Genomic DNA, 13486 nt, shown 5'->3' with positions numbered 1-13486 from the left:
ACCCCCCCCCCCCCCCCCCCCCCCCCCCCCCCCCCCCCTCCCCCCCCCCCCCCCCCCCCCCCCCCCCCCACCCCCGACGGAGCGCCCGCTAGTCGAGGCTCTTGAGGAACTCCAGCAGCGCCTCGTTGACCTCGGCCGGGCGCTCCTGCTGGGTCCAGTGGCCGGTGTCCGGCAGCCGGAGGTGCCGGTGCAGCCTGGGCAGCCGGCCCAGCAGGTGGGCCAGCGCCTCCGGCGGCACCATCGCGTTGACCAGGTCCTGCTCGCCCGCGACGTACAGCGCGGGCACGTCGACCGTCACGCCGTTGAAGGCGGCCAGCAGTTCGGCGTTGCGGTCCAGGTTGCGGTACCAGTTGAGGCCGCCGGTGAAGGCCCGCTCGCCGTGGGTCGCGTAGTCGGCCTCGAAGGCGTCGAGGTCGGCCTCGGTGAGCCAGGCCGGCAGCCGCTCCGGCTCCGGGACGGTGTCCAGCAGCTTCTTGCCCTCGGGGACGATCCACGGGCGCGGCCTGCCGTCGGGCTGGATGCCGCACAGGATGCGCCGCAGGCTGGTCCGGACGTCGGCGGCCAGTTCGGCGTCGGCCCGGCCGGGCTCCTGGAAGTAGATCTGGTAGAAGCCCTCGCCCCAGTTCTCCCGGGCGGCCGGGAGCGGCGCCGGGCCGCCCAGCGGCAGCGGCGGCACGCTCAGCCCGGCGACCCCGCGCACCAGGTCGGGCCGCAGGGCAGCGGTGGCCCAGGCGACCGGCGCGCCCCAGTCGTGCCCGACCACCACGGCCCGCTCGGCACCCAGCGCACCGATCAGCGCGGTCGCGTCGCCGACCAGGTGGAGCAGGGTGTACGCGTCCACGGCCGTCGGCTGCGCGCTGCGGGCGTAGCCGCGCTGGTCGGGCGCGACCACCCGGTACCCGGCCGCGGCGAGCGGCGCGAACTGGTGGCGCCAGGAGTACCAGCTCTCCGGGAAGCCGTGCAGCAGCAGGACCAGCGGCCCCTCGCCCTGTTCCGCGAGGTGCAGCCGGACACCGTTCACCTCGATCTCGCTGTGCTTGATCGCCTCGTTCAACTCCCGCTCCAGATCCGGTAGATGGTCATTTCGGTCAGCTCTGAGCCTCCTGCCCGGCTCCACCGGCCGCCAACCCCGGCGGTTCCGCCACCCGCCGGGCGCGGCACGGAACCGCGGGTGCGGCACCGGGACACCGGGCGCGGCACGGAAGCAGCCGAGGCCGCCCCGGAACTCCGGGACGGCCTCGGCCTCAGACGGTCGCGCTGAACTGGTTGAGCGTCAGTTCACCGTGTAGCTGTAGGGGATCGCCGCGAGCACCGCACCGGTGGTGCCGAGGCTGTTGTTGGCGGTCGGCACGAAGGTCGGGCCGGACACCAGGTAGAGCAGACCCTTGACCGTGCTGCCCTTGGGGCCGGTCGGGGTCACGGTCACCTGCAGCGAGCCGGTGGCGCCGGGGGCGACGGTCACCGGGGCGGCGGCCGGGGCCGTGGCGTTCACCGCGGCGGCGTACGGGTCACCGGTGCTGGAGGTCAGCGCCGGGTCGAACGCCAGGGTGTGCGCGGTGGCGGTGATGCTGGAGGTGCCCTTCGGCGCGCCGGCGGGGCCGAACGGGCCGATCTGCTGGACGAAGGTGCCCCAGGAACCGGGGACGATCGGCTGCTCGGCGCTGCCCTTGGAGGTGGCGACCGAGATGGCGGAGCCGTCCTGGGCCTTCTTGAGGTCACCGAAGAGGTCCGGCGAGGCGGTGGTGGCGCTCAGCTCGATCTGCGCCGGCGTCGAGGACGCCGCCACGGCCTTGAGCTGGTCGGTGCTCGGCGGCACCAGGAAGCTCGGCACCGAGGAGGTCAGGCTCAGCGGCAGGTTGACGCTGGCCGAGGCACCCTGCGGGACGAGCGGCAGGTCGACGCGCTTGTCGAGGCGGCCGTCGGCCGCGATCGACTGGGTGGCGACCGTGTTGTTGGTGTAGTTGACGTTGACGGTGACCGGCTTGCCGGCCGCCAGCTTCGTCTTCGGGTCGTTCGGCAGACCGGCCGCGGTGGCCTGGTTCTGGTTGAACGCGATGGTGCCGGCGAAGTCCTGCGCGAGCTGCTGGCCGCTGACCGGGCCGAGCACGTTCAGGACGAAGCGCCAGTGGCCCTCGGCCGGGTTGATCGTGGTGGCCGAGACGCCGTTGGCGGCGCCGGTCAGGTTGCCCTGGGCGTCGAACAGCGTGTTGCCCTCGATGTCGACCGGGGTTCCGTTCGGGCTGATCAGGGCGCCCTGCATGAACAGGTTCGCGTCCTTGCCGACGGTGACGCCGACCCGCAGGTCCTTCTGGCCCTTCGGGACGTCGAAGCCGTAGGCGAACATCTGCGTCGGCGAGGAGCCGCGGCCGTTGCCACCGGTGATGGTGCCGGTGAAGCTGCCCTTGCCGTCCTTGACCGGGACGAGGCTGCGCAGCACGACCGGGACGCTGGTGGTGTTGCCGTTCGAGCTGGAGACGAGGACCGCCTCGCTGCTGTCACCGCTGGTCGCCGGGGTGGTCAGCTGGACCTTGAGGGTCTTGGTCTGACCGGGCTGCAGCTCGGTGGTGTTCGGGCTCACCGCGCCGGCCGGGACCGCGCGCTGGGTGGAGGTGCCGAACTGGACGTCGCCGGTGTAGCCGGCCTTGCCCGCCGGGGTGTACATGATGGCGGTCCACTCACCGGCCACCGGGTGCGGGACGTCGACCAGGCCGAAGTTGGCCGGGGTGGCGCCGCCCTGCGGACGGGTGTTGGTCTCGAAGCGGCCCGACGGGTCGAGCAGCGTCATGCGGACCACGGGGCCGTTGGTGACCGGGTTCGGGCCGCCGTGCCAGGCGATCGACGCCGCGAGGCGGTCGGCACCGGCCGGAACGGTGAACTTGACCTGCTTCTGCACCCAGTCGGCACCGTTGGTGGCGTACTTGAAGGTGTCGGTCGAGGCCGAGTCCAGCTTGACGACCTGCTGGTTGGTGGCCTGCGGCGCGAAGCTGCGGGTGGTGGCGCTCACCGACTGCGGCTCGTCACTGGTGTTGGTGACGGAGACGTCGGCGGTGTGGGTCGAACCGGGGGTGCCGGAGATGTTGACCTGGCCGGTGTTGACCACGACGGTGCGGGCACCGTCGGTGCCGTCGCCGTCGTCGTAGCCGCGGGCGGCCTCGACGGCGGCCCGGACGTTCAGCAGACCGGCGCCCTGCTCCTCGGCGGGGACGCCGAGGTCGGTGGCGGTGCCGGTGATGAACTTCTTCACCAGCGCCGGGGACGGCGAGTCGCCGCCGTGGGTGTCGCGGTAGGCCTGGATGACCAGGGCCGCGGCACCGGTGACGAACGGGGCGGCCTGGCTGGTGCCGCCGAAGGGCTGGATGGTCGAGCCCTTGCCGTTGAAGTTGGTGCAGTCCGCGTACTTGGTGGTGTCAGCGGTGCACAGCGCCCAGTCCGACTCGCCCGGGGCGACCAGGTCGAGGGTGCGGCCGGCCATGGTGAAGCCGCCCGAGGAGAGCGCGGAGATCCGGCTGTTGCTCCAGGTCTTGTTGGAGAACTTGGAGGCCGCGTAGCCGGTCTGCTGGTAGTTCTGGTTGTCCGTCGACGCGCCGACCGAGATCACGTACGGGTCGGTGGCCGGGGTGCCGATGGTGCCGCTGATGCCGGCGTCACCGGTGGAGACGGCGACGGTGACACCGGCCTTGACGGCCTGCTCGTTGAAGAGCGCGATGGTGTCGTGGGCGCCGCTGTCCGGGGTGACGTTGCCGCCGAAGGACTCGTTCAGCACGTCCACGTGGGCGACCCGCACCGCGTAGTCGATGGACTGCAGGATCGACGAGTTGGACATCATCTCGCCGCCGGCCTTGAGGGCGACCAGGTCGGCGTCCGGGGCGAGGCCGCGGATGTGGATGTTGCAGCCGGCCGGCAGCGGGTGCGAGGCGTTGACGAACTGCGAGACGTCGTAGGTCTGACGGCCCTGGGCGATGACCGCCGAGGCGTCGCCGAAGGCCTCGGCGCCACCGCTCGGCGCGTCCCAGCCCTCACCCGAGAAGTCCTGGTGGTCGACCACGGCGTGCGAACCGTCGGCCCGGATGAAGTCCGGGTTGTTCGGGTCGAGCGCGTCGGCGATGTAGGCGACCTTGACGCCCTTGCCGGTGGCCAGGTTCTCCACGCCGGGGTTGCCGTTGCCGCTGTAGGCACGGACCGAGTAGAGGCCCTCGGGCTCCAGCAGCGGCTTGGACGGGTCGGAGGGGCAGACCGTGTTGGTCGCGTTCTCCTGGGAACCCTGGCCGTTGCTGCCCGAAACGGCCTTCGACGCGTCGCCGGACTTGCCGGAGGCCGTGGCCGCGGTGTCCGCCTTCTTGGCCGTGGTCGAGGCGACCGGGGCCACCTGGACCTGGGCGTCCGGAACCACGGCGGCGACCGCCGGGTCGGACAGCAGCGAGGCGCGCAGCGCCGGGCTGACCGTGGCGGAGAAGGCGTTGCCGACCACGAAGCTCTTGACGTCGGAGCCGCCGTTGGCCTTGACCTTGTCCAGCAGCGGCTTCTGCGCGCTGGCGGTCTTCTGCTGACGGGCGCCGAGGTGACCGTGGTCGGCCGGGGCGTCCGCTATCTGGTCCTTCAGGATCACGATCACCGGTGCCGGCGACCCGTCCGAGGACGCCGCCTGGGCGTTCTGCGGATCCTGGGTCGGGGCTGCGCTCGCGATGGTCCCGAGGCTCAGGACCATGGACGCGGCGGTGACGGTGACGGCGGCTGCTAGCTGGGTCTTGCGCCAGCCGATCAATGGACATCCTTTCGTCTGATGAGACGTCAGGTTGCACGATCCAGCCTACGCGAATCCTGGTCGGACGCGTGGTTGCTCCGGACCGCGCGTCCCGACAGCGGACGCATTCCAGCGCATCCGGCACGACCACGACAAGGGGTTAAAACCCCATCAGAAAGTAAAAATGACCATCAGTAAGTAAAATACACAGTATAAATCCGGCCGTCATCGCCCCTTTTTCACCGATCAGAGCCGGTCAGGGACGGTCAAAACAGGCTTCCGCAGCCACAAAAACGTCAGTGGCGAACTCTGGACATTGGCGGAACATCGCCACCCCGCCCACCTGCTGCCTCTTTGTCGACACCGCGACTCTTCTTCCCCGTCGACGGCCTTCGAAACAGCGCTCGGCACGCAGAACGAACGGGGCGGCCGGAGAGTTCACCCCAGTCGTTCCCGGGCGTCCGCCAGGTCCTCTGCCGTCGGGGCGTCGTCCTGGGTCAGCCGGTGGCGCCAGTAGCCGGTGAAGTCGATGTCCGACTTCGGCACCCCGTGCTCCTCCACCAGGCAGCGGCGCAGCGCCCGCACCGCCCCCGCCTCCCCGGCCAACCAGACGAAGGGCCGCCCGCCCGGCAGCGCGCCGCCCTGGAACGCCGAGGCCAGCGGGGCGCCCGGGGCCGCACCGTCGCGGTGCAGCCAGCGCACCTCCAGGTCGGCCCGGGTCGCCAGTTCCTGACGCTCCGCCCGGTCCGCGACCTCGATCCAGGCGTACGCCCGCACCCCCTCCGGCAGGGCCTCCAGCAGCGTCGCCACGGCCGGCAGGGCGGTCTCGTCGCCGGCCAGCAGCACCCAGTCGGCCGCCGCCGCGGCCTGGGCGAACGGGACCGGCGGGGCGTACAGGTCGGAGGGCCCGACCATGCCGAGCCGGTCCCCCGGCGCGGCCCGCAGCGCCCAGGCCGCGGCCGGGCCGGTGTCGCCGTGCAGCACGAAGTCGATCTCGATCCGCCGGGTGCCGGGGTGCCTGCGGCGCAGGGTGAAGCTGCGCAGCACCGGGCGGTCCGCCTCGGGGATCGCCAGGTAGGCCTGGTACCAGCCCATCGGGTCGTCCTGGCGCGCCGGGAGCTCCGGCTCGCGCTGCCCCGGGCGCGGGAAGCAGAGCTTGAGCTGCTGGTCGGGCGTGCCGCCCACGGTGTCGTCCAGGGCCTGCGCCTCGAAGACGATCCGGGCGGTGCGCGGCGTGATCCGGTCGACCGCTACGACCTCGATGAAGGTGACGGGCAGAGTCATCGGGTAACCCCTCGCTGTGCGGAATCCTGATAACTTACGGCATAAACAGTTGCTCGCACGAGGATACTTTACGCCATAAGGAGATGCCGGGATGACCGTCTACGCCGGGCAGGGAGACGCCCACCGCTCGCTCGCCCTGTTGTGGGGGCAGCCCGGGGAACCCCGCACCGGGCGCAGCGGCCCGAAACCGGGACTGAGTGTGGACGCGATCGTGTCCGCCGGAATCGCGGTGGCCGACGCCGAGGGAATGGCCGCCCTGTCGATGCGCGCCGTGGGCGAACGGCTCGGCCGCACCGCGATGGCGCTCTACACCTACGTGCCCGGCAAGGCCGAACTGCTCGACCTGATGCACGACCGGGTGCTCGCCGAACTCCCCACCGGAACATCCGCCGAACTCCCCGCCGGACCGGCGCGGTTCGACGACTGGCGGGCCGCCGTCACCGCCTGGGCCGAGGAGTTGTACTCCTGCTACCTGCGCCACCCCTGGGTGCTCCAGGTCTCGCAGGCCCGCCCCGTCCTCGGCCCGGCCGAACTCGCCGCCATGGAGCACCTGTTGACCGCGCTGCGGCCCGCCGGCCTGCCCCCCGGACGGCTGCGCGGGGCGGTCGCGGCGCTCTGGCAGTTCGTCCGCGGCACGGCCGCCACCACCGCCGACGCCCGCGGCGCGGCGGCCGCCACCGGCATCACGGACGAGGAGTGGTGGACCACCCGCTCCGCCCGGCTCGCCGAACTGGCGCCGGACTTCCCGCAGCGCTTCCCACTGCTGACCGCCCTCCAGAGCGCGGCCGGCGCCGCCCCCGGGGACGACGACCGGGACGCCTTCCGCACCGGCCTGGCCGTCCTGCTCGACGGGGTGGCCGCGGGCACCGGCGCCTGAGCCGCAGGGCCGGGAGTCAGGCCTTACCCCCGCCGGGCGGCGGGGATCGCCAGCAGGGCGCCGAGCACCAGCAGCACGGCGTACCCGGCGGTCTCGTGGCCGTCCGGCACCAGGAAGCGGACGAAGCCGAACAGCCGGAAGCCCCCGAGGTGGTCGGCCAGCAGGCCGGTGCCACCGCCCAGGATCAGGACGAAACCGAGGTAACCGAGCAGGGTCTTCATGCTCCCGAGCCTAGGAATCCCCGGGCCCGCACCCAACCGACTTTCGGTGCGACCGGCGTTGACCAAAGTCGCGCCCCGCCCTCCCTCCGGACGGAGCAGCAGGCACGGCGGCCCGACCGCGGCGCCGGTACGTTCGCGGTGTGCAGCCAAAGCGTGTGCAGCGGAAATCGCAGCAGAAACCACCGTCCGTCGCCAGGGTCGCGGCCGCCTCCGCCGCCTCCGCCCTGGTGCTCGCCGCCGGCGCCCCGGCCGCCGTCGCCCAGGACGCCGCCTCCGCCGTCGGCGGCGAGCGGCTCGGCCGCCCGGCCGTCCAGGTCGCGCCGCTGGCCGGGGCCCCCGCCCTGCCCGCCGAACTGACCGGCCGCTCCTGGCTGGTCGCCGACGCCGGCACCGGCGAGGTGCTCGCCGCGCGCGACGCCCACCAGCCGATGCCCCCGGCCAGCACCCTCAAGATGCTGTTCGCGGACACCGTGCTGCCCAAGCTCGACCGCGCCGCGGAACACCGGGTCACCCCCGCCGAACTCGCCGACCTCGGCGTCGGCAGCAGCCTGGTCGGCGTCAAGGAGAACCTGCCGTACCGGGTCGAGGACCTCTGGCGGGGCGTCTTCCTCAGCTCCGGCAACGACGCCGTGCACGTCCTGGCCCACATGAACGGCGGCGTCCAGCAGACCGTCCGGGACATGCAGGACCGCGCCCAGTCCCTCCAGGCCCGGGACACCAAGGTGGTCTCCCCCGACGGCTACGACATGGACGGCCAGGTCTCCTCCGCGTACGACCTCACCCTGTTCGCCCGCGCCGGGCTGCGCAACGCCGACTTCCGGTCCTACTGCGCCACCCGCACCGCCCGCTTCCCCGGCGGACTCGACAAGACCACCGGGCAGCGCACCGCCTTCGACATCGCCAACACCGACCGGCTGCTCGGCAAGTACCCCGGCCTGATCGGCGTCAAGAACGGCTACACCACCAACGCGGGCGCCACCTTCACCGGCGCCGCCGAACGCGGCGGCCGCACCCTGCTGGTCACCGTGATGCACCCCGAGGCGCAGGGCAAGGTCTACGACGAGGCCGCCAGCCTGCTCGACTGGGGCTTCGCCGCGGCGGGCAAGGTCCAGCCGGTAGGGCAGCTGGTCGAGGACCTCGCCGCGCCGAAGGGCGCCGCCAAGGACGGCGCGCCGGGCGCACCCGCCGCCCCCTCCGGCGGCGCCCCGCAGGCCGCCGCCGACAGCGAGGCCGACCTGCCGCCCTGGTCCCGCACCCCCGTCCTCGACGGCAACGACTCCATCCTCGCCCCCGCCCTCTGGACCGGCGCCGCCGTCGCCACCGGACTCGCCGTCTGGGGCACCGCCCGCGGCTCCGCCCGGCGCCGCGCCGCCCTCGCCGCCGCCCGCACGGCCCCCGCCACGGCCGCCGCGGCCGCCGCGCCCAAGCCGGCCGGCCCCGGGTCCACCGGCGGCAGCACCGGCACGGGCCTCGGCACCGGTGTCTCCCGGATCGGCGCCACCGGCGTCGGCGGCCGCGCCGCCCGCCGCCTCACCCGCCGCGCCCGAGCCGTCCTCCTCGGTACCCGACCCCGCCGGGACGGCTGACCCCGGAGCCGGCCAGGCCGAGCACCCTCGCACGGTTCCGATGACCGGCCACGGCCCTCCCACCTCGTAGACTCTCGGCCATGACCACGCCCGACCCCGCCGCCGCGGCCCGGCTCGCCCGGATCGTCAGCCTCTCCTCCGGCAACTACCTGCTCGTCACCACCTACAAGAAGGACGGCACCCCGGTGCCGACCCCGGTGTGGGTGGTCCGGGACGGGGAGGCGCTCGGCGTCTGGACCGTCACGGACTCCTGGAAGGTCAAGCGGATCCGCAACCGGGCCGACGTCCTGGTCGGCCCCTGCGACGTCAAGGGCCGCCCGACCGGCGACCAGTACCCGGCCACCGCCGAACTCCTCACCCCCGAGCGCACCGCCGCCTACCGCACCCTGCTGCGCCAGAAGTACGGGCTGCTCGGCGTGCTCACCCTGCTCGGCAGCCGGCTGCGGCGCGGCGAGCGCGGTACCGTCGGCATCCGGATCACCCTGACGGACCAACGGACGGCGCCCTCCTGAGCGGCGCGCTCGCGCGAGCGGACCGCCAGGGTGGGGCGCTGCTGCGGCATGACAGGCTTGACCGTCATGGAACATGACGAGGTCGCGTCGCCACCCCTGCTCGTGGTGGACGGCGCGAACGTGGTCGGCTCGGTCCCCGACGGCTGGTGGCGCGACCGGCGCGGCGCCGCCGAACGCCTCCGCGACGCCCTGGTCGCCGTGGCCGCCCGGGGCGTGCCGGAGCACCCCGGCCCGCTGGAGGTGGTGCTGGTGGTCGAGGGCGCGGCCCGGGGCGTCACCGGACTGCCGGAGGTCCGGGTGGTGCCGGCGGCGGGCAGCGGCGACGACCGGATCGTGGAACTGGTCCGGGAGGCCCGCACCGGGGATCCGGCGCGGGCCTGCCTGGTGGTCACCGCCGACCGCGAACTGCGCTCCCGGGTGGGCGCGTTGGGCGCCGCCGTGACGGGCCCGCGGAGCGTGCGAAGCTGAACCCGGCGTCGGGCCGCCCGCCCGGCGTCAGTCGGTCGGCGGGGCGGGGCGGACCTGGAGGGCGTTGATGCCCCAGTGGATCGACGGGTCCGAGGTGTGCACGGTGAACTGGAAGTCCCGGCCCGCCCGGGCGGGGATCTCCACCGAGCCGACGCCGACCGAGTCCACCGGGCACTGCACCGTGAAGTCGGCCGGGGCCAGGCCGCCGACGTGGACCTGCGCCGAACCGCCGCCCTGGCAGCCGACGGTGACGGAGATCGGCAGCGACTCGATCACCGAGGCCGTCACCGCGCTGCCGTTCCCGATCCAGTCCGGGATCGAGAACATGGTGTCCTCGTCCGGGGTCGGCGGCAGGATCCGGCCCGTCCCGGGCCGGCCGAACGGCTCATCCGCCGCCGGTCCGTCGGCCGGCTGCGCCCACGCCGCCCCGGCGCACGCCACCGAGGCCCCCAGCACCGCGGCCGCCACGGTCATTGCGCGCGTCTTCCTCTGCTTCGTCGTCAGCATCGTCATCCCCCCGGATGTCGTCATCCGTGCCGGTCCTCGGCACGCAGACGATCGTACGACGCCCGGACGGCGGTGGCGATCGTGACGAGCGCCACCCGTTCGGCTCGGGAGGTTCGGGAACCGACCGCTCCGGCCGTCCGACTGGTGGGGGGTGAAGCCGAAATCGCCGGGTGTCCGGCCGTTGAGTGTGCTGGTGGGGTTCGCCCTGCTGCTGGTGGTGGTGTTCGTGGTCTCGTACGCGGTGGGGCGGCAGGCGGGGCCGGTGGCTCCGGGGCTGACGCCGAGCCGGGGCGGCGGTTCGTCGCCCGGCACGGGCGGGCACGACATGGGCGGGATGCGGTGAGCCCGGTCGCGGGGGCGGACACCGGGGAACTGGTGTCCACCGATCTGGCGGTCGGCGGAATGACCTGCGCGGCCTGCGTGGGCCGGGTGGAGAAGCGGCTGGGCCGGATCGACGGGGTGACGGCCGGGGTGAACCTGGCGACCGGCCGGGCCCGGGTGCTGCACCCGGCCGGGGTGTCCGTGGACGAGCTGGTCGCGGCCGTCGAACGGGCCGGTTACACGGCCGAGTTGGCGACGTCCGGGGTGCTCGGCGGCCTGTCGGAGGAGGAGCCGGACGAGCGCCGGCGGCTGCTGGTCACCGCTTTGCTGGCCGTCCCGGTGCTGGCCCTGTCGATGGTGCCCGCACTGCAGTTCACCGCCTGGCAGTGGGTCTGCTTCGCCCTGGCCGTGCCGGTGGTGACCTGGGGGTCGGCCGGCTTCCACCGGCGCGCCCTGCAAGGGCTGCGGCACGCCGCCGCGACCATGGACACCCTGGTCAGCCTGGGCGTGGTGGCCTCCTTCGGCTGGTCCGCGTACGCGCTGTTCCTGGGCGGGGCCGGGGAGTTGGGCATGCGGATGCCGTTCTCGCTGACCGCCGACGGCGGCGGCGCGGCGCACGTCTACCTGGAGGCGGCGGTCGGGGTGCCGCTGTTCGTGCTGGCCGGGCGGCTGCTGGAGGGCCGGGTGCGCCGACGCAGCGGCTCCGCGCTGCGGGCACTGGCCGAACTGGGCGCCAAGCAGGTGTGCGTCCGCGCGGAGGACGGCGAGGAGCGCCTGATCCCCGTCGAACTGCTGCTTCCCGGGCAGGAGTTCGTGGTGCGGCCGGGCGAGCGGGTGGCCACCGACGGGGTGGTGGTGGAGGGCGGTTCGGCGCTCGACCTGAGCCTGCTGACCGGGGAGAGCGTGCCGGTGGAGGTCGGCCCCGGGGACGCCGTGGCCGGGGCGACGGTGAACGTCGGCGGCGCCCTGGTGGTGCGCGCCACCGCCGTCGGCGCGGACACCCAACTGGCCCGGATCACCGCCCTGGTGGCCGAGGCCCAGGCCGGCAAGGCCCGGGCGCAGCGGCTGGCGGACGCGGTGGCCGGGGTCTTCGTGCCCTGCGTGCTGGCGGTCGCGGTGTGCGTCCTGGGCTTCTGGCTGGGCGCGGGCGCGGCCCCGCAGGCGGCCGTCACGGCGGCGGTCGCCGTCCTGGTGGTGGCCTGCCCGTGCGCGCTGGGCCTGGCCACCCCGACGGCGCTGCTGGCGGCGACCGGGCGCGGCGCCGAACTGGGCGTGCTGGTGCGCGGCCCCGAGGTGCTGGAGAGCCTGCGCCGGGTGGACACCGTGGTGGTGGACAAGACCGGCACGCTGACCACCGGCCGGATGGAACTGACGGCGGTGACGGTCGCCGAGGGGTGCGCCGAGACGGAGGTGCTGCGGCTGGCGGGCGCGGTCGAGCACCGCTCGGAGCACCCGATCGGACGGGCCGTCGCGGCCGCCGCCCGGGAGCGCTGCGGGACGCTCCCCCCGGTGGACGGCTTCGCCGCCACCACCGGGCTCGGGGTGTCCGGCACCGTCGAGGGCCGTGCGGTCCGGGCCGTCCGGCCGGACGGCAAGGGCGACGGCGACGGCGACGCGCTGCCCCCGGAGCTCGCCGCGGCGGTGACCGCGGCCGGGACGGCGGGCCGCACCGCCGTCCTGGTGGAGCTGGACGGACGGGCCGCGGCCGTCCTGGCGGTCGGTGACACCCTGCGCTCCGGCAGCTGGCGGGCCCTCCACCGGCTGCGCGGGATGGGCCTGGAGACCGTCCTGCTGACCGGGGACGGCCCGGGCGCGGCCCGGGCAGTGGCCGCCGAGCTGGGCATCGAGCGGGTGCACGACTCGGCCTCGCCCGAGCGCAAGGCCGAGGTGGTGGCCGAACTGCGGGCCGCCGGAAGGACGGTGGCGGTGGTCGGCGACGGCGTCAACGACGCGGTCGCGCTGGCCTCGGCCGACCTCGGGGTGGCGCTGGCCTCCGGCAGCGACGCCGCGATCGGCGCGGCCGGGCTGACCCTGGTGCGCGGCGACATCGAGGCGGTGGTGGACGCCGTGCGGCTGGCCCGGCAGACCCTCGCCACGATCCGGGCCAATCTGCTCTGGGCCTTCGGCTACAACCTGGTGCTGATCCCGCTGGCGGCCGTCGGGCTGCTGAACCCGATGCTGGCGGCGGTGGCGATGTCGCTCAGCTCGCTGCTGGTGGTGGGCAACAGCCTGCGGCTGCGCACCTGGGAACCGGGGCGCGGCCGGGCGGCGGGAGGTCTGGCGACCGGAAGCGGCTCGGCGGGCACCCGAACGACGGCAGGCCGGGCGCGGGCCGGCCGGGCGGCGGGAGGTCCGCGGTGAGGATGTCCAGGCCGCTCGACCGGCTGCGGACGGTCGGCCCACCGGTCGGCGCGGCGGCGCTCGCCCTGGCCCTGCTCAGCGGCTGGACGGCGGTCGGCGGCGCCGGCGGCCCCCGCCCGGTGGAGGCCGGCCCCGGTTGGGTGCTGCTGCCCACGGCCGGCGCGGCCACCGCCACCGCGGCCTTCTTCACGATCCGCAACCCGGGCGACGTACCCGACGAACTCACCGGCGCCGAATGGGAGTTCGGCGGAACGATCACCCTCAAGCGGCACCTGCACCAGGGCGCGGCGGGCCGCTGGGTGCCGGCGGCCGGCCTGCCCGTCCCCGGCCGGGGTGAACTGGCGATGTCCCCCGAGGACGCCGACCTGATGATCCCCGCCCCACCCCCGCTCCGGCCCGGCCAGTCGGTGGGCTTCACTCTCACCTTCCGGCACAGCCCGCCGCTGCACCTGACCGCCGAGGTCCGCACGGCGGCGGACCGGCCACACTGAACGGGCCCGGGGGGGGGGGGGGGGGGGGGGGGGGGGGGGGGGGGAGGGGGGGGGGGGGGGGGGGGGGGGGGGGGGCGGGGGGGGGGGGGGGGGGGGGGGGGGGGGGGGGGGGGGGGA

12 protein-coding genes are annotated in these 13486 nt (G+C 74.6%); 7 read left to right on the top strand and 5 right to left on the bottom strand.

Annotated elements, in window-relative coordinates:
- Positions 1-88 precede the first annotated feature (88 nt).
- The 3 genes from ACZ58X_RS33345 to ACZ58X_RS33335 all read right to left on the bottom strand — a co-directional run bounded on the left by ACZ58X_RS33345 (position 89) and on the right by ACZ58X_RS33335 (position 6025).
- Entirely contained in the window at positions 89-1054 is a 966-nt protein-coding gene (locus ACZ58X_RS33345) for an alpha/beta fold hydrolase (RefSeq protein WP_470337317.1), read from the bottom strand.
- A gap of 219 nt (positions 1055-1273) precedes the next feature.
- Complete coding sequence (locus ACZ58X_RS33340) at positions 1274-4762, bottom strand: S8 family serine peptidase (RefSeq protein WP_470337316.1); 3489 nt, start codon at positions 4760-4762, stop codon at positions 1274-1276.
- 417 nt (positions 4763-5179) lie between these two features.
- Positions 5180-6025, bottom strand: coding sequence for a siderophore-interacting protein (locus ACZ58X_RS33335; RefSeq protein ID WP_470337315.1), 846 nt, complete (start codon positions 6023-6025; stop codon positions 5180-5182).
- Between the two features lie 91 nt (positions 6026-6116).
- Between ACZ58X_RS33335 and ACZ58X_RS33330 the strand changes: the two genes are divergently transcribed.
- Positions 6117-6902, top strand: a complete 786-nt coding sequence (locus ACZ58X_RS33330; protein WP_470337314.1) for a TetR/AcrR family transcriptional regulator — start codon at positions 6117-6119, stop codon at positions 6900-6902.
- A 23-nt stretch (positions 6903-6925) separates the two neighbouring features.
- On the opposite strand, the gene ACZ58X_RS33325 is transcribed toward ACZ58X_RS33330, so the two are convergent.
- Positions 6926-7123, bottom strand: coding sequence for a hypothetical protein (locus ACZ58X_RS33325; protein WP_360230485.1), 198 nt, complete (start codon positions 7121-7123; stop codon positions 6926-6928).
- A 155-nt stretch (positions 7124-7278) separates the two neighbouring features.
- Between ACZ58X_RS33325 and ACZ58X_RS33320 the strand changes: the two genes are divergently transcribed.
- The 3 genes from ACZ58X_RS33320 to ACZ58X_RS33310 all read left to right on the top strand — a co-directional run bounded on the left by ACZ58X_RS33320 (position 7279) and on the right by ACZ58X_RS33310 (position 9689).
- Positions 7279-8709, top strand: coding sequence for a D-alanyl-D-alanine carboxypeptidase family protein (locus ACZ58X_RS33320; RefSeq protein ID WP_470337313.1), 1431 nt, complete (start codon positions 7279-7281; stop codon positions 8707-8709).
- A gap of 80 nt (positions 8710-8789) precedes the next feature.
- Positions 8790-9221, top strand: coding sequence for a PPOX class F420-dependent oxidoreductase (locus ACZ58X_RS33315; protein WP_470337312.1), 432 nt, complete (start codon positions 8790-8792; stop codon positions 9219-9221).
- A 66-nt stretch (positions 9222-9287) separates the two neighbouring features.
- Positions 9288-9689, top strand: coding sequence for a PIN domain-containing protein (locus tag ACZ58X_RS33310; protein WP_470337311.1), 402 nt, complete (start codon positions 9288-9290; stop codon positions 9687-9689).
- A gap of 27 nt (positions 9690-9716) precedes the next feature.
- On the opposite strand, the gene ACZ58X_RS33305 is transcribed toward ACZ58X_RS33310, so the two are convergent.
- On the bottom strand, positions 9717-10163 hold the full coding sequence (locus ACZ58X_RS33305) for a hypothetical protein (RefSeq protein WP_470337310.1): 447 nt from the start codon (positions 10161-10163) through the stop codon (positions 9717-9719).
- 214 nt (positions 10164-10377) lie between these two features.
- On the opposite strand from ACZ58X_RS33305, the gene ACZ58X_RS33300 reads away from it, so the two are divergent.
- The 3 genes from ACZ58X_RS33300 to ACZ58X_RS33290 are packed head-to-tail and all read left to right on the top strand — an operon-like array spanning position 10378 to position 13369.
- On the top strand, positions 10378-10539 hold the full coding sequence (locus ACZ58X_RS33300) for a hypothetical protein (RefSeq protein ID WP_470337328.1): 162 nt from the start codon (positions 10378-10380) through the stop codon (positions 10537-10539).
- Between the two features lie 59 nt (positions 10540-10598).
- Positions 10599-12878, top strand: a complete 2280-nt coding sequence (locus ACZ58X_RS33295; RefSeq protein WP_470337327.1) for a heavy metal translocating P-type ATPase — start codon at positions 10599-10601, stop codon at positions 12876-12878.
- 2 nt (positions 12879-12880) lie between these two features.
- The gene (locus tag ACZ58X_RS33290) at positions 12881-13369 is read left to right on the top strand and encodes a copper chaperone PCu(A)C domain-containing protein (protein ID WP_470337326.1); all 489 of its coding nucleotides are present in this window, start codon (positions 12881-12883) and stop codon (positions 13367-13369) included.
- Positions 13370-13486 lie beyond the last annotated feature (117 nt).

The organism is Kitasatospora sp. NPDC040550 (assembly GCF_055594965.1).
This window is presented reverse-complemented; position numbering and strand designations above follow the sequence as displayed.

Coding starts and splice junctions, on each gene's coding strand:
- ACZ58X_RS33335 (WP_470337315.1), bottom strand. CDS start 6,025: ATGACTCTGCCCGTCACCTTCATCGAGGTCGTAGCGGTCGACCGGATC.
- ACZ58X_RS33330 (WP_470337314.1), top strand. CDS start 6,117: ATGACCGTCTACGCCGGGCAGGGAGACGCCCACCGCTCGCTCGCCCTG.
- ACZ58X_RS33325 (WP_360230485.1), bottom strand. CDS start 7,123: ATGAAGACCCTGCTCGGTTACCTCGGTTTCGTCCTGATCCTGGGCGGT.
- ACZ58X_RS33315 (WP_470337312.1), top strand. CDS start 8,790: ATGACCACGCCCGACCCCGCCGCCGCGGCCCGGCTCGCCCGGATCGTC.
- ACZ58X_RS33310 (WP_470337311.1), top strand. CDS start 9,288: ATGGAACATGACGAGGTCGCGTCGCCACCCCTGCTCGTGGTGGACGGC.
- ACZ58X_RS33305 (WP_470337310.1), bottom strand. CDS start 10,163: ATGACCGTGGCGGCCGCGGTGCTGGGGGCCTCGGTGGCGTGCGCCGGG.
- ACZ58X_RS33295 (WP_470337327.1), top strand. CDS start 10,599: ATGACCTGCGCGGCCTGCGTGGGCCGGGTGGAGAAGCGGCTGGGCCGG.
- ACZ58X_RS33290 (WP_470337326.1), top strand. CDS start 12,881: ATGTCCAGGCCGCTCGACCGGCTGCGGACGGTCGGCCCACCGGTCGGC.